General features: G+C 64.5%; 17 protein-coding genes. 9 read left to right on the top strand and 8 right to left on the bottom strand.

Translation table 11 applies throughout. From position 1 onward, the window contains the following. Positions 1–100 precede the first annotated feature (100 nt). Positions 101–1,471, top strand: coding sequence for a mechanosensitive ion channel family protein (locus ACN0X9_RS04085; RefSeq protein WP_417486361.1), 1,371 nt, complete (start codon positions 101–103; stop codon positions 1,469–1,471). 230 nt (positions 1,472–1,701) lie between these two features. On the opposite strand, the gene ACN0X9_RS04080 is transcribed toward ACN0X9_RS04085, so the two are convergent. Next, positions 1,702–2,655, bottom strand: coding sequence for an isopenicillin N synthase family dioxygenase (locus ACN0X9_RS04080; protein ID WP_417486360.1), 954 nt, complete (start codon positions 2,653–2,655; stop codon positions 1,702–1,704). Between the two features lie 188 nt (positions 2,656–2,843). Here ACN0X9_RS04080 and ACN0X9_RS04075 point away from each other — a divergent pair, with 188 nt between their 5' ends. Together ACN0X9_RS04075 and ACN0X9_RS04070 are read left to right on the top strand one after the other, a co-directional pair. Then, positions 2,844–4,415, top strand: coding sequence for a hypothetical protein (locus ACN0X9_RS04075; RefSeq protein WP_417486359.1), 1,572 nt, complete (start codon positions 2,844–2,846; stop codon positions 4,413–4,415). A 164-nt stretch (positions 4,416–4,579) separates the two neighbouring features. Then, complete coding sequence (locus tag ACN0X9_RS04070) at positions 4,580–4,852, top strand: sel1 repeat family protein (RefSeq protein WP_011643635.1); 273 nt, start codon at positions 4,580–4,582, stop codon at positions 4,850–4,852. Positions 4,853–4,970: 118 nt separating this feature from the next. Here ACN0X9_RS04070 and ACN0X9_RS04065 read toward each other — a convergent pair whose 3' ends face one another. Further along, the gene (locus ACN0X9_RS04065) at positions 4,971–5,705 is read right to left on the bottom strand and encodes a polysaccharide biosynthesis/export family protein (protein ID WP_417486358.1); all 735 of its coding nucleotides are present in this window, start codon (positions 5,703–5,705) and stop codon (positions 4,971–4,973) included. 169 nt (positions 5,706–5,874) lie between these two features. Here ACN0X9_RS04065 and ACN0X9_RS04060 point away from each other — a divergent pair, with 169 nt between their 5' ends. The 3 genes from ACN0X9_RS04060 (at position 5,875) to ACN0X9_RS04050 (ending at position 9,294) form a co-directional block, all read left to right on the top strand. Continuing rightward, positions 5,875–7,332, top strand: a complete 1,458-nt coding sequence (locus ACN0X9_RS04060) for a GumC family protein (RefSeq protein WP_417486357.1) — start codon at positions 5,875–5,877, stop codon at positions 7,330–7,332. 67 nt (positions 7,333–7,399) lie between these two features. Then, positions 7,400–8,035, top strand: a complete 636-nt coding sequence (locus tag ACN0X9_RS04055; protein ID WP_417486356.1) for a hypothetical protein — start codon at positions 7,400–7,402, stop codon at positions 8,033–8,035. Next, positions 8,032–9,294: an O-antigen ligase family protein gene (locus tag ACN0X9_RS04050; RefSeq protein ID WP_417486355.1), complete on the top strand. Its 1,263-nt coding sequence runs from the start codon at positions 8,032–8,034 to the stop codon at positions 9,292–9,294. The genes ACN0X9_RS04055 and ACN0X9_RS04050 overlap by 4 nt, the downstream gene beginning before the upstream one ends. A 23-nt stretch (positions 9,295–9,317) precedes the next feature. Here ACN0X9_RS04050 and ACN0X9_RS04045 read toward each other — a convergent pair whose 3' ends face one another. From ACN0X9_RS04045 to ACN0X9_RS04030, 4 genes are read right to left on the bottom strand one after another with little or no spacing between them, the layout of a single operon-like run. Continuing rightward, positions 9,318–10,238 carry a glycosyltransferase family 2 protein gene (locus ACN0X9_RS04045; protein ID WP_417486354.1) on the bottom strand — a complete coding sequence of 307 codons (921 nt, stop codon included), beginning with the start codon at positions 10,236–10,238 and terminating at the stop codon, positions 9,318–9,320. Further along, positions 10,235–11,002 carry a polysaccharide deacetylase family protein gene (locus ACN0X9_RS04040; RefSeq protein ID WP_417486353.1) on the bottom strand — a complete coding sequence of 256 codons (768 nt, stop codon included), beginning with the start codon at positions 11,000–11,002 and terminating at the stop codon, positions 10,235–10,237. Before ACN0X9_RS04040 ends, ACN0X9_RS04045 begins: the two co-directional genes overlap by 4 nt. After that, entirely contained in the window at positions 11,002–11,949 is a 948-nt protein-coding gene (locus ACN0X9_RS04035) for a glycosyltransferase family 2 protein (RefSeq protein ID WP_417486352.1), read from the bottom strand. The genes ACN0X9_RS04040 and ACN0X9_RS04035 overlap by 1 nt, the downstream gene beginning before the upstream one ends. 2 nt (positions 11,950–11,951) lie before the next feature. Continuing rightward, on the bottom strand, positions 11,952–13,403 hold the full coding sequence (locus ACN0X9_RS04030; protein ID WP_417486351.1) for a polysaccharide biosynthesis C-terminal domain-containing protein: 1,452 nt from the start codon (positions 13,401–13,403) through the stop codon (positions 11,952–11,954). Between the two features lie 133 nt (positions 13,404–13,536). Between ACN0X9_RS04030 and ACN0X9_RS04025 the strand changes: the two genes are divergently transcribed. Together ACN0X9_RS04025 and ACN0X9_RS04020 are read left to right on the top strand one after the other, a co-directional pair. Continuing rightward, on the top strand, positions 13,537–14,616 hold the full coding sequence (locus ACN0X9_RS04025) for a GNAT family N-acetyltransferase (protein ID WP_417486350.1): 1,080 nt from the start codon (positions 13,537–13,539) through the stop codon (positions 14,614–14,616). Continuing rightward, positions 14,613–15,812, top strand: coding sequence for a glycoside hydrolase family 5 protein (locus tag ACN0X9_RS04020; RefSeq protein ID WP_417486349.1), 1,200 nt, complete (start codon positions 14,613–14,615; stop codon positions 15,810–15,812). Before ACN0X9_RS04025 ends, ACN0X9_RS04020 begins: the two co-directional genes overlap by 4 nt. Before the next feature lie 6 nt (positions 15,813–15,818). On the opposite strand, the gene ACN0X9_RS04015 is transcribed toward ACN0X9_RS04020, so the two are convergent. Continuing rightward, positions 15,819–17,381 carry an exopolysaccharide biosynthesis polyprenyl glycosylphosphotransferase gene (locus ACN0X9_RS04015; RefSeq protein WP_417486348.1) on the bottom strand — a complete coding sequence of 521 codons (1,563 nt, stop codon included), beginning with the start codon at positions 17,379–17,381 and terminating at the stop codon, positions 15,819–15,821. Between the two features lie 237 nt (positions 17,382–17,618). Between ACN0X9_RS04015 and ACN0X9_RS04010 the strand changes: the two genes are divergently transcribed. After that, positions 17,619–20,807 (top strand): amidohydrolase family protein, encoded by a 3,189-nt coding sequence (locus ACN0X9_RS04010; RefSeq protein ID WP_417486347.1) that lies wholly within the window; start codon positions 17,619–17,621, stop codon positions 20,805–20,807. A 185-nt stretch (positions 20,808–20,992) separates the two neighbouring features. Here ACN0X9_RS04010 and ACN0X9_RS04005 read toward each other — a convergent pair whose 3' ends face one another. Next, positions 20,993–23,221, bottom strand: coding sequence for a TonB-dependent receptor (locus ACN0X9_RS04005; protein ID WP_417486346.1), 2,229 nt, complete (start codon positions 23,219–23,221; stop codon positions 20,993–20,995). Positions 23,222–23,285 lie beyond the last annotated feature (64 nt).

Here is a 23,285-nt window from a genome sequence, read left to right as displayed (position 1 = left end):
GAGCGTTGCCGACAGATTGGAAGGCGTGCCCGCCGCATGCCTCTGGCCCCCATCCCCCCATCAATGCTATCCCTCTGAAACTCAGGGGAGAGAGCGCCACATGACGACACCACAGGACGACAGCGCGCTGGGCGAACTTTTGCCGATGGAGGTGCTGGAGGGGCGCGCGCGGGAGGCTTGGGACTGGCTGCTGGCCAGCCTGCTCAATCTCGATGTCGCCATCCAGATGGGTCTGGTCCTGGCGGCCTTCATTCCGGCGCTGATTTTCGGGCCGCGCTTGCGTCATGTCGTCGAGGGACTGGCGGGCGCGCGGATCAAAACCGGGCTGGCGCGCCGTTTGCTGACGGCGGCCATCTCCCTGGCCACGCCGCTGGCGCTGGTCGCGGTTCTGGCCATCATCCGTATTGTCCTGGGGGCCATCGACCAGCCCTTCGCCCTGATCGACGCCGCCATGAGCCTGATGACCGCCTGGCTGGTCATTCGCGCCGTTACCCTGATCATCCGCTCGCGCTTCTGGTCCAAGGTTGCCTTCTATGTCGCCTGGCCGGTGGCGGCGCTGGACGTGTTCGGCCTGCTCGATGATGTCGTGATGCAATTGCAGGCCCTGGCCATCCCGTTGGGCGAAACCGAGGATGGCGAGCCGGTCGATCTGTCCCTGTTCGACGTCCTGCGCACGCTGATCTATTTCGGCGTGTTGTTCTGGCTCGCCTCATTGGCGGGACGCACCATCAATGGCCAGCTTCAGCGCGCGGACGAGATCTCGCCGGCCCTGCGGGCCCTGATCGCAAAAATCCTCGGTTTTGCCCTGCCCGTGGTGGCGCTGTTGATCGCGTTGCAGTTGACCGGTTTCAACCTGGCCACGCTGGCGATCTTCTCGGGCGCCGTCGGTATCGGTGTCGGTCTCGGCCTGCAAAAGACCGTCGCCAACTTTGCCGCCGGTTTCACCCTTCTGGCTGACAAGTCGATCAAGCCGGGCGATGCGCTGGAGGTCGACGGCCAATTCGGCTGGGTGACGGGGATGGAGTCGCGCTATGTCTCGCTGCGAACGCGCGATGGCACCGAGCACCTGATCCCGAACGAGCACTTCATCGCCAATGGTGTCATCAACTGGTCCAAATCGGACAAGGTGGTGCGTCAGCACGCCCCCTTCGGCGTCTCTTACGACATGCTCGATCTCGAGCGCGTGCAGAGGCTCGCGATCGAGGCAGCCAAGACGGTGGACCGTGTCGTGTCTGACAAGGACCCGGTTTGCAATCTGGTCGAATATGGCGACAGCTCGGTCAATTTTGACCTGCGCTTCTGGATTTGTGATCCGGAAAACGGCCTCTCCAATGTGCGCAGTGATGTCTATGTCGCGATCTGGAAAAGCTTCCACGAGCACGGTGTCGAATTCCCGTACCCGCAGATCGACATCCACGTCCGCGACATGCCGGCCGGGATGAAGAAGCCGGGCGCGGCGAAGGCGGACTGATGCGGCCCGGCCGAGGCGACCTGTGCGTGCATGCCCGGTATACTTTTTTGTCGGATTAAAAAGCGGCTATCTCTAAGGGCGCTTAGGGTTTCGGTAATGCAACCTTTAGATGGTTGGTAGGCTGAAACGTTGGCGGGGCACAGACCGACCAACGACCGGCCCTACCAGACTTCAAGGGGGTCGCCATCATGGGGAAGGCGGCCCCTTTTTCTGTTTTGTCTCGGGAAATCCTATTTCAACAACCCGATCTCGCGAAGGCGCTGGTTGAGATAATCATTGGCGCGCATCGGCTCGGGATATTTGTCCGGATTGTCCGGCCCGGCACAGCCCGGCAGCGTCTCGATCATGTAGTCGGGACGATAGTGCAGGAAAAAGGGCAGGGAATAGCGCGAGAAGCCGGTGCGGGCGCCGGCCGGATTGATCACCCGGTGCTGGGTCGAGGGCAGGACATCATTGGTCGAGCGCGCCAGCATGTCGCCCATATTGACGACCAGACAGCCGGGCGGCGGGTTCATGTCGATCCACTCGCCGGTGCGGGTCTTGACTTGCAGGCCCGGCTCCTCGGCGCCCAGCAGCAATGTGATGGTGTTGATGTCGCCATGCGCCTCGGCCCGGATTGAGCCGCCCGGATCGCCGGTGACCGGCGGGTAGTGCAGCAGGCGCATCACCGAATTGCCGTCCTTCACCGTGTCGTCGAAGAAGGTCTCCTCAAGCCCGAGATCCAGCGCGATGGCGCGCAGGACCTGGACGCCGAGTTGGTCGAAAGCGTCGTAGAGCCCGTGCACGGTCTCGCGCCAGCCCTCGACTTCGGCCGGAACCAGATTGGGGGCCATGTCGGCCTCATACTTGTGACCGGCGGGCAGGTCGCGACCGACATGCCAGAATTCCTTCAGGTCGACATGCTTGGCGTCCTTGGCGATTTCCTTGCCGAACGGCGTATAGCCGCGGGCACCGCCGCCACCTTCGACGAGATAGCTCAGCTTTGTCTCTTCCGGCAGGGCGAAGAATTCAACGGCCTTGTCATAGGCCGCCTTTATAAGGGCCGGATCGAGGCCGTGGTCCGAAATGGCCGCAAAGCCGAACTCGCGGAAGCTGCGACCCAGCTCGGCCGCAAAACGGGCCTTGTCGGTGCGGGCTAGGGCCATCGAGACGGGCGGAAAGCGGGAAAGGGTATCGGACGGCATTGTGTGCGGGCTCCTGACGGCGGTGGGATGGAAATAAGCCGCACGACCGTCCCTGCCAACTCTCCATTCATTGTGGGAGGCTTGATCCGGTCGGGAGGTGGGGTGAAGGCTTTTCTCGCGCCTCACGCGCATTTGGTTGCAAGCACGCGCTTGCTCGGCATAACTGATGGCGGGAACAGGGGGGCATCATGACGGATACCGTCGATGCTGGTGACACGAACACGCCGGGCGCGGACGCCTGGCAGCGGGCCGGTTTGACCCGGCGCGAGGCCATACGGCGCGAGCGTGTCGATCGCTGGCGCGGCGAAACCCAGTCGCCCTGGGAGGCAGGACCTGTCGGTCTCACCGTCTGGCTGTTGTGGCGGGCCGTGTTCAAGGGCTTCCAGCCAAGCTGGCTGATCGGGTCCTTGCTCGTGGCTGGCTGGTTTGCGGTACAATGGCTGGTGCAGACCGGGGGGATTGCCGGGCATGTCTCGCCGCAGCCGGGCGAAGGCGAACGGCTGGCCGCCCTGGTGCGCGAGGCTGTTCCGGCCAACCGCGATGCACGCGACATCTGGCTCGACCGTCTTGAAAATTCGCTGCGCGGCGACCGGCGTCGACGGGCCGACATGGACCGTTTCCGCAGCTGGGCATCGCTCGGACCGGACCTGATCGGTCGCGACCGGCTGGCGCTCGACCTGCTGGCCGGCGCGGCCGGGCCATTGGCGCTTGACGCCGAGCTCCGGGCCGGACCGACCTGGCAGCGACGGGCCATTCTCGATACGGCTTTCGAGCGGGAGCTGGCACGCGGCGCCGCGATCGGGCTTTCGCCTCCAGAGCTGGTTTTTGCGCCGCAGGATCTGCAAAGCCGGCAGGCCGAGCGGCAATTCGCCTGGGCCGTCGCCAATACCAGTGCCGACGGATTTTTCAGGGGCGCCTATCGCGGTCAGTTCGAAATGCGGTCGGTTCCCGCCCTCGTCGGGGCCGGCGCCGGCGATACACGCCTTTACGGTGGGGTGCGGCATCTGGTGATCCAGCTGTGTGCCGATCCGCGGATCCGCATGGCCAGCTGTGACAGTGCGATCATTCCACCGGCGCCAGCCGGTGAGCTGGCCTTGGCGCTCGCTGCGATCGAAGCCGGAATGGTGGATCTGCCAGGTCGCGACCGGGCCATGTCCTCCGGCGCTGAAATCCTGACGGCGGCGCGGCGGGCCGGGCGATTGCACCCGCAACTGGAAGACTGGCTGGCGACCGAGCTGGTCACCCTGCTGCCGGCCAGTCAGGTGGGCGATGCCTTCGCGAGTGCGATGGTCCGACCGGACATCGCCTTCGCAGCCCCATCTCGGGCCGCGCCGATGATCGAGGCCCGCATCGATGCCAGTTCTGCGCCTGGCGCCGTCAGGCTCGCGACCGTGTTTCAGTCGGTCGCCCGATTGCGACGGCAGACATCGAGCTTCGAGGTCATCCGCCTGATGGCTGTCGCGGCATCACCGGACCAACTGACCGACTTGCAGCGAATAGCCGAACTGTCCGGATCGGCAACGCTGGCGGTGATCGAATGGCTGGGTGAGGGCGCGTATGAGGCCTTCCAGCCGCTGCCGCCCAGACCGGCGGTCGAGCCGCGCATCCGGCAGGGGATGTGGCTGGGCCTGGCATCCGCCGGGATGGTCTTGTTGCTCACGCTGATCCGGCTGATGACACCCGACCGATTGCGTCGCGCCAGCCGGACAAGTCTTACCGATGCGTGGATATCGCGTTTACTACTCGGTAGGAAAATCTAATTGATTTAAAGACTTAAGGCGTATTTTTTCTGTCAGGCCTTAACCTTAATGCAAGCCTCTTTGCTCAGGATCACATCTGTTCGAAGGCATTCGGACTGGATGGTGGTCGCGGGTCACAGGTCAAAACGACAGGACCCGCCAGTGTAGAGTAAGGGGAAAGACCCATGGCGTTCACGGACGTAGAAACGGCCCAAGCGCATCAAGCGGCATTTGCTGACCCGACGGGTGAGGATCTGTGCAAGCTTGGTATCTTGTATTCAACCGGCCAGGGTGGCGAGATCGACTATGTCGAAGCGCACAAATGGTTCAATCTGGCAGCCCTGATGGGCTCGGAACCGGCAAAATACTACCGCGCCGAGATTTCCGACCAGATGTCGACCCTCGAAGTGGCCAGCGCCCAGCGCGCCGCCCGCGAATGGCTGTCGACGCGCCACTAGGCGAATCCGACAGACATGACGAAAGCCGGCGGATGGGGGCATCTGCCGGCTCCAATACCAACACGCCCGCCAATCCGGATGGATGGCGGGCGCGTTTGTGTTTGGGACGCTGCGAGGGTCAGTTCGTGATGGCGTCGGCGATGGCGTAGGAGAAAGCCTGGTCCAGTGGCAGGATGCCGGAAACATATTGTTCCATGAACACGCTCAGCTCGGCGACCGTGGAGCGCGGTACGAAGATGATGTCGTGACGGCAGATCTGGATATTGTCGGCACCGGAGCGCCCGCGCAGGGCGTCGTGCAGGTTGACGGTCCGCATCATCAGGCCGCCGCCGGGCTGGCGGCGCAGGACGACGACATCGCCCCGGGCGGCGGTATTCTGGAAGCCGCCGGCCATCATGACGGCTTCCAGCGCGCCGACGGGGCCGGTCAGTTCGATCAGGCCCGGCGAATTCACTTCGCCGCCGACAATGATGTTTTGCGGACCGAGCGCGGCCCGACGGACCTCGATGATGGGCGAGACAAGCACATCGCGGGCATAGGCGTCGGCGAGTGTGTTGGCGATCTCGTAATCTGTTTTCGCGGCGACCATCACATTGCCCAGCAGGGGCAGGGAAACGCGGCCGTCCGGGCCGATCAGGGCGGTTCGCGACAATTCGGGCGCCGAGTGGACGGTCACATCGATACTGTCACCCGGGTAAAAGCGGTAGGCCGGGTCGCTGTCCTGCCAGGCGGCAAAACGCGGCTGTCCCCAGTCCGCTGCGGCCGGCTCGGACGCCGTGCTGGCGCAGGCGCCGAGGGCGAGGGGGGCCAGGGCGAGGGCGGCGGTGCAAAGCCCGTGTCGGATCGCGCGCATGAATTATCTTTCCGGTCGACTGCTCGGCGTCATTCTCAACGCTGCATGGATAACAAATTTTTAAGCGCGCGCGGGGTCTTATTGGCGAATGACGCGCGCATATCATGATGCAGGCCCCGCTCACCCGGCGGCCACCCGACAGGCTGGCGCCCCGAGAGGGGAGCTGGACTTGTTCGATGTGATCGCGCTGGCGTGGTCTCAAAAAGGCTTTATCGCGTTGATTTTCGCCCTCATTTTTGCTGTCGGCGTGGGCGTGTCACTGACCTTGCTGAAGCCGAGTTACACCTCCGATACGCGCCTTCTGGTGCTGCTTGATTCGAATCCCACACCGACCGCGGCTGGCGTGGGCGATGCCTTCATGCTCGACCAGGTCATGCAGTCGGAAAGCGAGTTGCTCAGTTCCGAGGCCGTGCGACGCCTGGCACTGGAGACACTCGGCGCCGATGTCGTGCTGGGCGAGCAAGCCGGTCTCAATGCCGACGGGCTGGCGCTGCGGGAGTTGCGGTCCAATTTCAGCCTGTCGCGGGAACCGAATTCCTCGGCCATCAATGCCAGTTTCAAGTCACCGTCGGCGGAACGCTCGGCACTGATCCTGAACGCCATCGTGGACGCCTATCTGGCCTATCGCGAACAGGTCCTGTTCGAGACCGGCATCAGCGGTCTGGAAGTCCGGCGTGCCCAGGCCAACGAGGCGGTTGCTGCGGCGCGGGCGGAATTGAACACCTTCCTGCAAGCCAATGATCTCGCCAATTTCGAGGCCGAACGCCTGACCGCCGACAATCTGGTCGGCAATCTCTCCGAGCGCGCGGCCCAGGCCCGGGCCGAACGGGATTCGGCGATGGCCGGTGCCGTGGCCCTGCGCGAGCGCCTGTCGCAAATCCCCGAGAGTATCGAGCTCTATGTCGAGAACGGTGTGTCCGGCGTGCTTCTCGACCGTCGTGCCGAGCGGGCCAGTCTGCTGGCGCGCTATCAGCCTGCTGCGCCGGCCGTGCAGGCCGTCGAGCGTGAGATCGAAGCCATCGAGGAGTTCATCCAGTCCGGCGCCACCGAAGGCGAGGGGCAGCGACGAACCGGCGCCAACCCGGTCCGGCAAGCGCTGGAATCAGAGCTGGCGACCCGTGAGGCCAATGCCCAGGCCCAGGCCTCGCTAGCGACGGCCCTGGAAGGTCAAGCGCGCGACAATCGTGCGCTGGTCTCCCGCCTGCGACAGCTGGAACCGGAATATACCCGGCTGGCCCAGAACATTACCGCCGCCGAAGAGGCCGCGGGTGCTGTCGCGGCGCTTGAGGCGACGGCCTCGGCCCGCCGCTCTCCGAGCCTGGGGGCTGCCGATGCCGTGCGTCTGATTGATCGGGCTGCGGCGCCGATGGAAGGCAGTTCGATGAAGAAGCTCGGCCTGATCGGGTCCTTTGTCGCAGCCGCCGGAATCGCGCTCTTCCTGGGCCTGTTGCGCGGCTATTGGCTGACCTATGTGCGCGCTGTTGCCCTGCCACGCTCACGCCCGCTGGCACCGGTCGATACGGCCCCTCCGGCCGAACCGGTTCGGGATATCCGCCAGCCGGTCGCCGCGAACGATCCGTTTGACGGGCTGCCGATCCTCGCTCATGTGGCGGACCGGTCAGTGTAAGCGGGGCGTTAACCTCGTTTCTTGCATCTTCAGGACAGTCTCGAATCATATTGGCTGAACCTGCCCCATGAACCTCACTGCTGACCTCTCCCAGCTGATCGACGAACTCGAACCGATCGCCCGTCCGGGCGGTCAGGGTCGGGTACTGATGGTCATGGGCGCGAGCCGCGGTGCCGGGGCCTCAACAGTGGCAAGAGAGCTGGCCCGTCTGGCTGCCCGCCGTTCGACGCGCGGGGTCTGGCTGTTTGATCTGGACTTCAACAAGAATGCCCAGGCCGAGGCGGCGCGTGTCCAGGGGCAGGCCTTCGACGCCGGCTTCGGTCGCGACCCGTTTTGGTCGCTGGCGACGCAGGATGGCGAGCACGCCCGGATCATCGCCCGACAGTCCGTCGTGCCCAATCTCTACGTCACACAAATGCAGGCCCGACCCGGTGCCGTGCGTCAGGCCGGATTGCGCGCTGCGCCGGACTATTGGTCCGCGGTGCGCGGCTCCATCGATCTGGCCATCATCGACGCGCCCGGCGATTCGCGGGCCCCGCTGTCTCTGGCCGCTGATGCAGACGGCGTCATTCTTGTCGCTGATTCCCGCCTTAGCCGTGTCGACGGTATCCAGGCCCGGCGCTCGGCCATCGAGGCGCGCGGCGGTGTGGTCGCCGGCCTGATCCTGAACCGTATGCGGGGCCATAGCCGGAGCGCAGCATGAGCCTCGCCGCGCATCATGACCCGGCTTTCCTCGCGGCCTGGCGCCGCGCGCCGGCCTTGCCATTTACCGGATTGATCGAGGGCGGGCTGACCCTGCTCTGCCTGTTTTTGTTCTCGCAAGGCCTGATCGGCCCGCTCTTCGCGGACCCGGCGGATCCTGACAGCTCGGTGGTGCTGCGGCTGATCTGGCTGCCCGTCTACGCCATCACGCTGGTGCTCGCCGTGACAAGGCCGGGCGCCGTGATGCGGACCCTGACAGGCAACTGGTTGATGGTGGCGCTGGTCATGTTGACGGCGGTCTCCGTCATCTGGTCGATCGCGCCCGACACCAGCCTGCGCCGCGCCTTTGCCCTGATCATGACGACCCTGTTCGGCTTCTGGATGGCGGCGCGCTGGTCCTGGCGCGGCCTGATCCTGCTGACCGCGACAACCTTTGTCGGCCTCGCTGTCCTGTCGACCTTGATGGCTCTGGCCATGCCGTCCCTGGGTGTCGATCACGAAGTCCATGCCGGCGCCTGGAAGGGCGTCTGGTGGGAGAAGAATACGCTCGGCGCCATGATGGCCTGGGGCGCGGTGGCCTGTTTTGCGGCGCTGCATATCGATCCGCGCCGGCGCTGGATCTGGATGGGCGGGGCGATCCTGTGTTGTGCCCTGGTCCTGTTGTCGACTTCGAAAACGGCGCTCCTCGCGCTACTTCTGGGGACCGGGGGTGCCGTGGGTGTCGCGTTGTGCCGGCGAGGGTTCGGTTTTGCGAGCCTGATGCTGTTTCTCGGTCTGACCGGCGCGGCCGGTGGCGCCCTTGTCCTGTTGATCGCACCGGTGGAGTTTCTCGAGCTACTGGGACGCGATGCCACCCTGACCGGCCGGACCGATATCTGGGCCATCCTCGCCCGCCAGGCCGCCGAGGTTCCCTGGACCGGCTATGGCTATATGGCGTTCTGGGCTGACGAAATGGGACCCGTCTATTGGGTCCGGCAGGGCACGGACTGGCCGGTGCCGACGGCCCATAATGGCTGGATCGAGACTGCCCTGGCGATCGGGTTGCCGGGTGTATTGTTGTTGGGACTGGTGTTTGGTCGGGCCCTGCTCCGGTCGCTGGGACGCCTGTTTCGCGGACCGGAAACCTATTGGACGCTGACCTTCCTGGCGATGCTGGGCCTGGTCAGCATCTCTGAATCCAATTTCCTGCAGCAGAACTCGATCAGCTGGGTTTTGCTGGTCGCGACCGCGGCCAAGCTGGCCGACCGTCGGGCTGACTGAGACCTTGTAATCCGGGTCGCGTCTTATTCGACCGGAGCGGCGACGCCATAGAAACGGGGTTCGAAGGCCTCGATCCAGAACAGTTTCCCCGCACCCTGAACAGCCCGGTCGAGCCAGCTGGCTGCCGCGTTGGAACCGGTCAGGCTTGTCGCCGCTGCCGCCACACCAAACACCACCAACTGGCCCAGGCCGACCGCCATCCAGAAGGCGATCCCGACGAGCCGGCGAGGGCGGGCATTGGCGGCGGCCTGTGTGGCGCCCTGTCCGAAGGCGAAACTGCGGGCCAGCAGATAGCGCCAGCTTGTGCGATTTGCGTCGACAGTCTCGACGGCGTGGGCCCGGGCGGCCCAGCCGAAAACCGCACCCTGACGGGCCAGCTCGGCAAAGAAGAGATCATCCTCGCCGCCGCTGACATTCATGCGGGGGTCAAACGGGGCGTTGGGCAGGTCAAAGGCCTCGCGGTCGACCAGCGAGTTGCCGCAGCCGAACGGAGCATCAAGGCGTTCGTCTTCCGAACTTCCGGGGCGGGAGTAGAGCCGGCGGGCCATGGCACCGCGCAGACCGGTCGCGTTATCCAAGGCTTCGCCACGCAAGGGGCCGAAAACAACATTTGCGCCGAGTGTGTCAGCACCGGCCATCAAGGCCTCCAGCCAGCCCGCCGACGCGATCTCGTCGTCATCAAGGAAGGCTATGTAGCGGCCCTTGGCGGTGGCCCAGCCGGCATTGCGGGCATTGGCGACGCCGGGGCGTTCGGCGTGGACATAGACGACCGGGCAACGGGCGACGGCCGCGGCATTGGCGACACCGGTGCGGGCCGACCCGTGGGGGTCATTGTCGACCACGATGATTTCGTCCGGCTGGCGGCTCTGGGCCATCAGGCTGGCCAGTGCCGCGCGCAAACCGTCAGGACGGCGAAAGGTCGGAAGAATGACAGACACGCTCATGTCCCGGTCTCCATCTGGCGGACTGCGTCGCGCATGGTGAGAACCTCCGCTCCGCTGTCGGCGATGGCCTGACAGACGCGTTCCAGCTGCTCCGGCGTGCAGCCCCACGGTGTCGGGTCATCCTGCACGTCATGGGCATAGAAGGTGAGCCAGCCGGTATGACGCGACAGGCTGGCGGCGGCCTCGATAGCGCGGTCTATCCCGGACTCGCCGCCATCGATCGGCACCGATTTGAGCAGGTTGCGATCCGCGCCGCCGCGGTTGATGTCGGCATGGACGCCGCGCAGATTGGTGAAGCGTTCCGACAAGGCCCGCTTGCTGGCGGGCGTGGCCTCGCCATAGGGAAAGGCGAAACTGTCGAGCTCGGTTTCCAGGCCCATGGCCCGCAGCGCCCGTTCATTGCGTTCGATATCGGCCAGCAATTCGCTCGTGCGGACCTGACTGGCATCGAGATGACTGTAGGTGTGACAGGCGATTTCGTGCCCGGCTGCGGCCAGGCGTTGCAGGTCGCCACAATCGAACATCGCGCCATGATGGGTGATCCCGCCCGCATAGCCGGCCGAGGCGTAATAGGTTCCGCGCCAGCCCTTCTGTTCCAGGATGCGGGCGCCGATACCGGCGGCAGATTTGGGGAAGTCGTCGAAAGTGATCGACACGATCGCGCGATCGGACGGCAGGTTCAGCGGCTGGCGGGCGGCAAAGCGCGCCCAGCGGCGACTGAGGCCGGCGATCAGACCGGATGAGGGTGTATATGGCGCGTTCATCAAATCACCTCTGAAGCCCAGCTGGCCCGCCAGAGCTTGAGCGCCAGCGCGCGGATCCGCAGCGGCAGGACCGGGCTGGTTGTCATGTGAGCCCAAAGGCCCCGCAACCGGTGTTGCCCCGGCAGGGCCTTCAGCAGCCGGGCGGCCCGGGCACCGGGCAAGTGCGCCAGCTCGGGATGGCGCGCCAACAGACGCTTGTAGTTGGCCGCGCCGGCCCGAAACTTCTCGAGCAGGACATCGGCGGTCTGCAAGCCGCCATGCCAGGCAGGATTGTCGATATGGACCAGTTTGAAATCGCGCGCCGCGCTGACGGCCCAGTCAACGTCCTCCCATCCCCAACCGGTGAACTGGTCATCATAGGGGCAGGCCTGCATGACACTCGCGCGGACCAGCAGGTTCGACGAGCAGAAGGCGGTTGGTCCGGTTTCGTTACGGGTCGCGGCGTCGTGCTGGTCGCTGCTGCGTGACAGCTCGGCGTGCAGGAGCAGTCCTGGCTCGGTCGGCCACTCGGTTTCATAGCCACAGAAAACCGCGTCGCAGGCATCCGCCGTCATCGTCTCGCGGTAGCGCGTGAGGAAGTGCCGGTCGGGCGGGGTCATGTCGGCGTCGAGATAGAGCAGCCAGCTCCCGTGCGCCTGTTTCGCCAGCAGGTTGCGTCCTGCGGCCCGGCCGCGATTGCGAACACTGGTAAGCAGGCGGACCGGAACGTCCAGCGTGTCGATGCAGGCGCAGACCTGCCGGTTCAGGTCGGCATCCGGTTCGCCGTCATCATAGAGGACCAGCTCCACATCATCGAAGGACCGCATCAAGGGTGACAGTCCTTCAAGCAGGCCGGTGGGGTCGTCCCGGTAGAAGGGAACCAATACCGAAAGCGCAGCCGTTGCCGGGCGGGCTTTCGCCGCCGGGTTCGCGTGTTCGCGGATCGGGATTTCCGTCATTGCATTCATCGTCACGCCCCCGCCGGCCGGAACAGGAGGCGCGCATCGCGCAGCCAGCTCCGACATCCGGCAATATCCAGGCAATAGGCTGAAATCACGTAAACAAGGCCGCCGATTCCGGCCTGCAGGATCAGATCGAGCCAGCTGGTGCCGCTCGCTGGCAGGGCGAAGACGGCTGCCGCCATGATCGCGGTTGCTGCGCCGGCCTTGATCCAGTCGGACCAGGGCAGGGGCAGGGTGAAGTATCGACGACCGAGCATGGCGCAGGCAGCGAGGGCCAAGGCATAGGCGATCACGGTTGCCATGGCCGCCCCGGCGATCCCGAAGATGGGGATGAGTACAAGGTTGAGGGCGAGATTGAGGCCCGCCGAAGCGGCCATCACCAGGGCCATCACGCCGGTGCGCCGCATCAGGGTGAAGGCCTCGTGGAAATAATAGGTCATCATGCCCTTCATCAGGCCGGACAGGGCTATCCAGGGCAGGATGGAGGCGGCTTCGTCACGGACAGACTCGCCGATGATCAGGGTCGTCAGCGGACCGGCGACGAGGGCCAGCCCGGCGGCTGCGGGAAAGCAGATCAGGCCCATCAGGGCAGCGGCCTTGCCGGCCATGGCCTGGGCCGCGGCGGCACCGTCTTTTTCGAAGGCCTTGATGGTCAGCGGCCAGACGGCGGCGCCGAACCAGATGAAAATGACGTCCAGAAGCCGGTCAGCCAGTCCATAACCGGCGGCATACATGCCGACCGCGCCCTGGCTGATCAGGGCGGCGATCAGGAAACGGTCGCCAACCGAAAGCAAATGCTCGAAAATCAGCGACATCGAGACGGGTGCGCCATAACGGGCAAAGCTGGCGGCCCGGACCTTTTGGCGGCGTCCCTTGGCAGCGCGGCGCAACATGACCGGCAGGTCGAAAACCAGCATGATGAGAGCGGCAACAGCGGTGCCGATGAAGACGCCCGCAGCACCCAGATCGGTGGCCAGGATGACGCCGATGCCGACCATGAAGCCGATCATCAGATAGCTGGCTTCCAGCGCCGAATAGCGACCGACATCGCCGCCGGCTCGGTGTGTTTCCATCCCGATCTGGAGCAGGGCACGCAGCAGCAGCGAGATCACCGCGAAGCCGAGGGCCGCCTGAAGCTTCGGGTCGAGGGGCAATATGTTCACACCCAGGACAAGCAGGGCTCCCGCGCCAGCTGCGATGACCAGATAGAGACCATAGGCGGTGGCGAGGTGGTCACGCAGGCGTCCGCGCTGTTCAGCCCTCGCGTGGAAGCGCGCGACGGCCGCCTCGAGCCAGGTGAACGTCACAATATGGATCAGGGAAAGCGACGCGATGGCAATAGCATACCGACCATATTCGTCAGCCGGCATGATGCGCGTGAACACGGCGACACCGCCAAATCCGACCAGCACCTGTGCCAGTTGTACGGGCAGATAACCCAAAAGGTGTCGTCCAAGCATGAAACGCTCCGTTCGCCTGACAGGGGAAGCTTGCAAGAGCGGTGCCGCTTTGCAGGCGAGGGCTGTTTCGTAAACGGCCTGCTAAGGCGTTGGGCCTAATCTGGGATTCCTGACGGGGGAAGCGGTCCGGACGATGCAGGTCGATCTTCGCAAACCAAGTGAACTGACAGACACCGAACGCGGCGCCTGGCGGGCTTTTCTGGCCGCCGAGCCGACGCTCGCAAGTCCCTATTTTGCGCTGGAATTTGCCGAGTGTTGCGAAGAAGCGCGCGACGATACACGGGTGCTTGTGGTTCGCGAATCCGGTGCGATTACCGGCTTCCTGCCGTTTCAGGCCGGAAAACTGGGTTTTGCGCGGCCCCTGGCCGGGCCGCTGGGTGATGTCCAGGGCGTGATCGCGCCGCGGAGCAGCACAGCCGATCCGGCCCGCTGGTTGGCGCAGGCACGGGTGCCGGTGTTCGAGTTTCACAATGCGCTGGCCAGTCAGGCGGGGTTCGCGCGCGCTGGCGGCGTCCCGGATGGCTCCTGGATCATCGATGTCGAGGATGGATTCGACGCGTGGCGGGCGACCCGGAAATCGATCAACTCCAAGGCCATGCGCAATATTGCGACCCGGTTGCGCCGCCTGGAAGAGGTGGATGGTGGCTACTCCTTCAAGATGGCCGACTATCGTCCCGAAATCTTCGAAACGATGGTCCGTCTCAAGCGCGACCAGTATCGCCGGACCGGCGTGTTCGACGTGTTCTCGGTCGACTGGACGGGCAAGTTGCTGAAGGCGATCCTGCGCCGCCAGAGCGACCAGTTCTCGGGTGTCTGTTCCAGCCTTTCGGTGGGTGGCCAGATTGTCGCCGTCCATGTCGGAATGGCCAGCGACCGGATGTGCCATTACTGGTTCCCGGCCTATGAACCCGATCATAGCCGTCTCAGCCCGGGCGTCCTGCTTCTGGTGGAAATGGCCCGGACGGCCTGTGCCTTCGGGCATCTGGGCGTGGAACTCGGAACCGGTGACTACGGCTTCAAGAAGGATCTCGCGACCAGCCAGACAGGATTGGTGAGCGGCCGGTTCACGACGGACGGGCTGCGCGGCAACCTGGTTCGGGCAGCCCAGGGGCTGTCCCGGGCCTGTCACGAGGCGCCAATCGGCCCGGCCCGGGACTGGCCGGAAAAAGGGTTGCGCAAATTGGGCCGGGTGACCGGGTTCATGGCAATATGACGGGCCTTACCCGCAGGCAGGGCTTGCTCGCGGCGGGCGCCGGCCTGTTGGGCGCAGGTGCGGCGGGTGCCCAGCCAGCGCGTCGCGAATTGTGGGACAATTCAGCCGGCGTGCGACTGCGCGGCGCGGTCATCGCCCAGCGTCGGGTCTATCCGGAGATCGACGGTCCGCAATTCCTTGGCCCGGGGCCGGTCGGTGCGCCGGTGACTGACGCGTCGCTGGCCCGGCTGTCGGCATCGGGTGCCAATCTGGTCGTCCTTTCGGTTCCCGCACCGGCCCGTGAAGAGCCCCCCTTCGCCGTTGATCATGACATCGAGCAACATTTGCACGGCCTCGTCCGCCAATGCGGGCGTCATGGCCTGTTCGTCGTCATCGGATTTCGAAGCGGTCCGGGACGCAGCGAATTCACCTTCCATCGCGACCAGGCTGGCAGCTGGTTTCCGGCCGACTATATCGACGAAAGTGTCTGGCAGTCGCGCGAGGCGCAAGATGGCTGGCAAGCCATGTGGCGCCGGACCGCTGCTCGTTTTCGCCGCTATCCCAATCTGGCCGGCTATCTCCTGATGGTTGAACCCAATGCCAATCTCGTCGCGCGGGGACCGGACGGGAATGATCTTGACATATGGGATGCCGACCGTCTGGCCGGGCAAGTCTCGGGAACGCCGGCCGACTGGTCTGCGCTGGCCTCGCGACTGGCCCGGGCAGTGCGGGAGGAGGACCCGGATACACCGATCCTGGTCAGCCCGGATGGTTATGCTGCGACAGGCTTTGCCGGCCTGCTCGACATGAATGCCACAACCGGGCTGGTCCTTGCGGTACATGATTACGCACCGCGAGCCTATACCCATCAAAACCGGGGCGCCGGTGTCGGATTCAATCCACTCCTGGCCGATTTTGCCCAGCCTGCGACCGGGCCGTGGATGCTGGGTGAGTTCGGGGTCTCACGCTGGGCACCCGATGCCGACCTGTTTCTCGAGAGCCGTATCGCGGCCGCAGAGGCAGCGGGTGCCGCTTGGTCCGTGTTCCGCTGGGATAGTGGCTGGCGGGTCTATGAAAATGCCGAAAACCGGTTCAACCCGCTTTACGGTGATGATCCGCACGCGGCGCTGCCGGATGTCGATTCCCGCCTCATGGGGAGCCTGTCGCGGGCCTGGTCGGCGAACATCCTGCGACCGGCGCCCTTGCTCAGGCGATAGACCGGATCAGCGAATATTGGCCTTGTCACCAAGCAGGGCAGGCAGGGTCCGCAGCATGATCCACAGATCGAACCAGAAACCGGCCTTGGCGATATAGGCGACATCGAGCGCCACACGTTCGCGGGCGGCCTCGGGTGAGTGCAGCGGGCCGCGCGACCCGTTGATCTGTGCCCAGCCGGTGATGCCCGGCTTGACGCGATGGCGATGAGCATATTCGGCCACCAGCTTGGCGGTTTCGGTGCCGCCGGTCCGCATGCCGGGCGCGTGCGGCCGCGGGCCGACCAGCGACATCTCGCCGGTCAGGACATTCCACAATTGCGGCAGCTCATCGAGGCTCGTCTTGCGCAGGAAGCCGCCGATGCGGGTCACGCGCGGATCATCAAGTTCGACCTGGCGCATCGGCTTGGCCGCCGAACCGGGGTCATGGCGCATAGTCCGGAATTTCAGCACCTTGATCGGCCGCCCGTTGAACCCTTCCCGCACCTGACGGAACAGGATCGGTCCCGGGCTTCCAAGGCGCACGGCCAAAGCGATCAAGGCCATGACCGGCAGGGCGGCGAGACTCAATCCGAGGGCCAGGACGATATCCTGGGTCCGCTTGGCGAGATCATGGCCGAAGCGTTCCTCGACGCCGCTCATTCGTGCCGCCTGGACGCCGACAATATCGTCGAGCGTGGTTGCAGCCGGATCGAAGCTGTCGAGGTCAAGCAGGAGGCAGACCGTGTGCGGCAGGGCACGCAGCTTGCCCAGCAGCAGGCGGACGCGGTCCTCGGCCTTCGGTGTAACCGTCAGGATGATGCGATCGACTTCGTGCAGTAGCGACCAGCTCAAAAGATCGTCGGTGGTACCCAGATAGGGCGCGCCGGCGAGTGCTTGTGGGCTGCGGGCGGCGCGGTCGTCGAAAATGCCCACGACATTGACTGTCCCCGACCCGGCATTGGCCTTGATCAGTTTGCTGGCATTGGCCGTCGCTCCGACGAGAACAACATTGCGGGCCAGCCGACCCGAGCGGGCCCAATGCTGGATGAAGCCGGCATAGATGACATGCAGGAGGGTCAGTGCGCCCACCGCTGTGAGGGCGAATGTGGCGATCTGCGGAGCCATGTCAGGCGCTGTGACGAGGGACAGCGCAGTAATCGCGCTACCGGTCAGCGCGGTCGCGATGACGGCGCGCAACGTGCGAAAGGTGGCGCTTTCCCGCGCTTCCACCTTGTACAATCCCATCAACAGCGTGAAAGCCGGACAAAAGGCCGCGAAGGCGAAAAGGGGTAGCAACTCCCCGGCGGCAACGGCGGTGACATCACCGCCCGACAGGGCGTAGGCGCCGGTTGCCGTCAGAAGCAGCACCACGAATATGTCGATACTCTGCCAGATATGGCCGAGCGCCTTGCGGTTGACCCGGTTGCGGGGTGCGCGTGCGTCTGCTTTCAGATGCGCGCGCGTCAGGCTGGCCGTGTCCGGATTGGCCGGGCGCAGCGCGTCAGACGTGTCATTGGCCGGCCCCGACGCCTTGCGGGGCGCGTGCTCGGTCTGGCTCGGCAGGTTGGAATAATCCACGGCAGTCCCCATCGGTCTCGCCGACATTGAACCAGCCTGAACGAAAGATTTCGTTGAGAAGCGTGGTTAGCGAAGCGTTACATCGGGCCGCCAGCCAAGGGGCGCTTCCACCATGGTGACCCGGCCACCTTGAACAAGCCCCGGGCATGCCTGCGTGCCCGAATTCGCGAATGTTACAAACTGGTCAGTTTGTGGTGGCGCAGATTGCGCCCTAGTGTCTGCTCCAAGAATTCAAACTTGGGGAAACACATGACCAGATTTGCCGCCGTATTGGCTGCCACCACAATGCTCGCCGGAGCACCGGCCATCGCTGCACAGGACGCAGAATCGGAAGGTTGGGATGTCGCCAATCCGCCGCTCGAGACGCGTCCGATCGATATCAATGTGACCGAAGGGACCTGGATGTCACTCGATGTCAGTCCGGACGGCCAGACCATCGCCTTCGACATGCTCGGCGATATCTACACCGTTCCGGTCACCGGTGGTGCCGCGACGAATGTCTCGTCAGGCCTGCCATGGGAAATCCAGCCGCGCTTTTCGCCTGATGGCAGCCAGATCGCCTTTACCTCGGACCGCGCCGGTGGCGACAATATCTGGGTCATGGATGTGGATGGCAGCAATGCACGCCAGCTGACCGAAGAGAGCTTCCGCCTGCTCAACAACGCCGCCTGGCACCCGTCCGGCCGCTATATCGCGGCCCGCAAGCATTTCACGACCACGCGGTCGGCCGGCACCGGTGAAATCTGGCTCTATCACGTACTTGGCGGTGGCGGTGTGCAGCTGGTCGAGCGGCCCAACGAGAACTTCCAGAAGGAGCTGGGCGAGCCGGTCTTTTCGCCGGATGGACGTTATCTCTACTACACGATGAATGTGACATCCGGGAATACCTTTATCTACGCCCAGGATTCCAACACCAACCTGTTCGACATTCGTCGCTACGACATGGAGACCGGTGAAACCGACACGGCGGTCTCCGGAGCGGGCGGGGCCGTGCGCCCGGCACCGTCACCCGATGGCCGCTACATGGCTTTCATCCGTCGCGACCGCATCCGCTCCGGCCTGTGGATCAAGGATCTTGAAACCGGTGAAGAGCGTCGCCTGGTCGAGACCGTTGATCAGGACATGCAGGAAACCTGGGGCGTCACCGGCATGTATCCGAACATGGACTGGATGCCCGACAGCGGCTCACTGGTCTACTGGGCCGATGGTGGGATCCAGCGTGTCGATATCGAGACGGGCGAGGTCACCAATATCCCGTTCAGCGTCTCCGACACCCGTGACGTCATTGATCCGCCGCGCCCGTCTGTCGAGGTCGCACCGGACACATTCCAGACCCGTATGCCGCGCTTTGCGACAGCTTCGCCGGACGGCAGCCAGATTGTCTACGAGACGCTCGGGCAATTGTGGGTGCGGGCGGCCGATGGCGGTGAGCCGCGCCGACTGACCCGTGATGACGGCACGCGCCGCGAAATGATGCCGACCTGGTCGGCGGATGGCCGCACGATCGCCTTCGCCACATGGGATGACGACGCGCTCGGCTCGATCCGGACCATTTCGGCCCGTGGCGGGCGCGAGCGTGTCCTGACCAGCGAACCAGGCCATTACCGCAATCCACGCTTCTCTCCGGACGGCGAAACCGTCGTCTTCGAGAAGGGTTCGGGCGGTTATCTGACGGCACCGGAGTACTCGGAGAATGAGGGCGTCTACCGTGTGCCGGCGGATGGCGGCGACATGGTGCGGGTCACAGACAGTGGTTCTGACCCGCATTTCGCGGCCTCCAATGACCGCATTTACGTGACCCAGGGCGGTGGCGGCGCACGTCTTGTCTCGATGGACCTGGATGGCAATCAGGAACGCACCCATGTGACGGGCGAGCTGGTGACCGGCTATCAGGTGTCGCCGGACGGCTCGCACGTCGCATTCCGCCAGAATTACGACGTCTTCGTCCAGCCGCTCCTGCCCGGACCGCAATCGGTTTCCGGTGGGCGCGGCAGTTCCGCCCTGCCGACGGTCGAGATCTCCGGCAATGGCGGAAGCTATTTCCACTGGAGCGGGACCGGCGACGCTGTGCATTGGTCGATGGGGCCAACCTTCTTCACGGCGACGGTCGACGAGTTCCGCCCGGACCCGAGCGGCGAGCGCGAGTACACGCCGCCGACGACCGGTGTCGACCTGTCGATGACGGCAACCGCGGATCGCCCGAGCGGCGTGGTCGCCCTGACCAATGCCCGCATCATCACCATGGCCGGCGAGGATGGCGGCGTGATCGAGAGCGGCACCATTGTCATTGACGGCAATCGCATCGCCGCCATCGGCGCCGATGTGGCGGTCCCGGAAGGTGCCCGCACGGTCGACATGTCCGGCCGGACGATTACGCCGGGCTTCATCGATGCCCACGCGCACGGACCGCAGGGCACGGGCGATATCATCCCCGAGCAGAACTGGTCTGTCATCGCCCACCTGGCGCTTGGTGTGACCACCATTCATGACCCGTCGAGCCGGGCCAGCATGATCTTCCCGGCTTCCGAGTACCAGCGTGCCGGCCATCTTCTGGCGCCGCGCATCTACTCGACCGGCGAGATCGTCTATGGCGCCCGGGCAGCGTCAGTCTATGCCCAGATCGACAATTACGAGGATGCGCAGGAGCACGTCTTCCGCCTGGCCTCGCAGGGCGCCCACTCGATCAAGAACTACAACCAGCCGCGGCGCGAACAGCGCCAGCAAGTGGTGGCGGCGGCTATTGAGGCCGGTGTCGAAGTGGTCGCGGAGGGTGGCTCCAACTATCATATGGACATGGCCATGGTGGCCGACGGCAATACCTCGATCGAGCACAACCTGCCGCTCTCTGCCATCTATGAGGACGTCCTCCAGATGTATGAGCAGACCGAGGTCGCCTACACGCCCACCCTGGTGGTGACCTATGGCGGATTGGCCGGTGATCCCTATTGGCGCCAGGCGACCGATGTCTGGCTGCACCCGATCCTGTCCCGGCATGCGCCGCCGCGCATACTCCAGGCTGGCTCAGTGCGGCGGACTACGGCGCCGGAGGAGGACTTTGTCGATGATGACAGCGCTCGTACCGCCCTCCAGCTGCGCGATCGCGGTGTCGAGGTATCGATCGGTGCGCATGGTCAGCAGGAAGGCCTCGCCGCCCATTGGGAGATGTGGTCTTTCGTGCGCGGCGGCTTCACGCCGCTCCAGGCCCTGGAGACAGCGACTATTGCTCCGGCCCGCCATCTCGGCTTTGACAGCGACCTTGGTTCGCTGGAAGTCGGCAAGCTCGCGGACCTGGTGGTCATGACCGCCAATCCGCTCGACGATATCGGCAACACTGACGAGATCGAATACGTCATGTTGAACGGGCGTCTTTATGAGGCTGGGACGATGAATGAAACGGTCACCGGTGACCGGCAGCGCCAGCCCTACTTCTGGGAATAGGTGAGTGGCTGTGGCCGCAACCCCTACCAGGAACGAAAAAGAGGGCGCCCCGTCGGGGCGCCCTCAGTCTTTCGGGGGGATCAGTTGTCACCTTGATGCCCGAATGCGCCGACAAATGCAGTGAATAAAAAAAGCCCCGGGCCGATGCCCGGGGCTTTTCAAGTGTTAACCTTTGTCGTGTCGGCCTAGTTCAGGCTGGCACGGAAGGAGGCGCCAACAATGCGCGGCTCGTTGACGAAGCCGGTATTGTTGTTGAAGTCGATGCCGCCAACGAGGTTTTCCTCGTCGGTGATGTTGCGGGCGAACAGGGCGATCTCGTAGTCCTGTCCACCGGACAGCTCACCGGCATAACCGACGCGCAGACCGCCTTCGAAATTGCCGTCCGAGTAGAACTCTTCCGACTCGTAGAGGAAGAGGTTGGTGCGGCCCTGGTAGTACCAGTCGGTGAAGGCAAACCATTCGCCACCATTGCCAGCCGGGATCGAGTAGCGGGCGGTGAGGGACAGGATGTAGTCCGGAGCCTGCGGGAACGGGTTGCCGTCGACTTCATGGAAGCCGTCAATGTCGGCATCCGGGTCCAGGACGGTGCACTGGGCGCACACGCCGACTTCCAGATCATTGTCCTGCAGCTCGGTCTCGTTCCAGGAGAAGCCGGCGGTGACGAACAGGTTGTCGGTGACGAAGATTTCGCTATCGATCTCGAAGCCATAGCCGACACCGCGGTCGGCATTGACCAGCTGGACGAGGTTGCCGGCACCGCCAACTGCGGACAGCTGCAGATCGTCCACCTGGTAGTAGAAGGCGGTGGCATTGAAGCGCGCGCGGCCATCCAGCGGCTCGGACTTGTAGCCGACTTCAAACGAGGTCGAGGTCTCGCTGTCGGCGACTGAAGGCTGGCTGAAGAAGGCGACATCGCGAGCCTGGATCGACGGGCCCCGGAAGCCGCGGGCGAGGCGAGCGAACACGGCCTGACGGTCATCGAGATCGTAGTAGGCCGACAGGTCCCAGCTCAACTGCTCATCGGAGGCCGACACCGGCGCTACCGGGATCGAGGTCACGACACCGACCAGGTCCTTGGAGTCGCTTGTGAAGCGCACGCCGCCGGACAGTTCCAGATTGTCGCTCACCTGGTGGCTGACCTGGCCAAAGGCCGACCACAACGTGTTGCCATGACGGACGGTTGTCGACGGCGGGAAACCGCCATTCGGGCCAACCGTTGTGATGTCAAACTCGCTCTCGAAATAATAGGCGCCGACCTGCCAGCTGGTGGCCTGGCTGTCGTCGGATGCCAGCCGGAGTTCCTGGGTGAATTGTTCCAGCGTGTCGATGCCGTCCTGGGTCTCGGACGGGAAGGGAATGAAGCCCGGGCCGGTGACCAGATTGCCGCCGTCGATGTCGCCGAGGCTGTAGCCCTCAGCTGATTCATAGGCGGAGATCGAGGTCAGGGTGAGGCCGCTATCGATGTAGAAGTTCAACGTCGCCGAGCTGCCCCAATTGTCATAGGCCTGCGGGTTGTTGAACGTGCTGTCGTAGTAGACTTCGTCGCGCACGAAATTGCCGTTGAGCGAATTGCTGCCCGGCGTCAGGATATTGGCGCGGAACACGGCCGAGGTGCCGGTCAGCGAACGGGCATGCACATTCAGCAGGGCATCGAAGCTGTCATTCGGGGTAAAGAAGAGCTGGGCGCGGCCGGCCATTTCATCGTGGCCGCCCAGCGCGTTGTCCTCGCCGGTGAAGCCATTGTCGATCCAGTCATCGCGGTGCTGCGACAGCAGCGACAGGCGGGCGCTGAGGACGTCCTCGATGACGGCGCCGCCCATGGCGGCTTCCAGATTCATGGTGCCGTAGGAGCCGGCGGTGACGCTGACATAGCCATCCGTTTCCTGGCTCGGGCGGACACTGTCGAACTTGATCGTGCCGGCCGTGGTGTTGCGACCGAACAGCGTGCCTTGCGGGCCGCGGGCGATCTCGACCTGAGCTACGTCAAACAGCGGGAAAGACTTCAGGATGACGTTTTCCATCACCACATTGTCCATGATCACGGACACCGGTTGGGAGGCGGCAAGGTCAAAATCGGTATTGCCGAGGCCGCGGATGTAGAAGCGCGGGGCAACGCGACCATTGGAGCTTTCCGCGTAGACCGACGGGATGCGGGCACCGAGACTGAGGATGTCTGCGCCGCCTTCGGTGAACGGTGCGAGGGCTTCGCCCGATGCGGCGGTCACGGAGTTGGCGATGTCCTGGATATTCTCTTCCCGGCGAGTGGTCGTCACGATGATGGTTTCGACCGTTGCGCTGGTCGGCGCCGCGTCCTGGGCCATCGCAGTGGTCGGGGCGATACAGGCGGCCGAGAGCGCAATCGCGCTGGCGCCGGCGAGCTGGAGATGCTTGCGGGTGGAGAGTGTCTTGATCATGGGGTGTCTTTCGAGCCAAGCAAAAGTGGCTGCGATGCGCGAAACGGCGGTCATTCCGCGCTGG

It is taken from the genome of Maricaulis sp., from assembly GCF_048268525.1.
Taxonomy (GTDB): Bacteria; Pseudomonadota; Alphaproteobacteria; order Caulobacterales; family Maricaulaceae; genus Maricaulis.
This window is presented reverse-complemented; position numbering and strand designations above follow the sequence as displayed.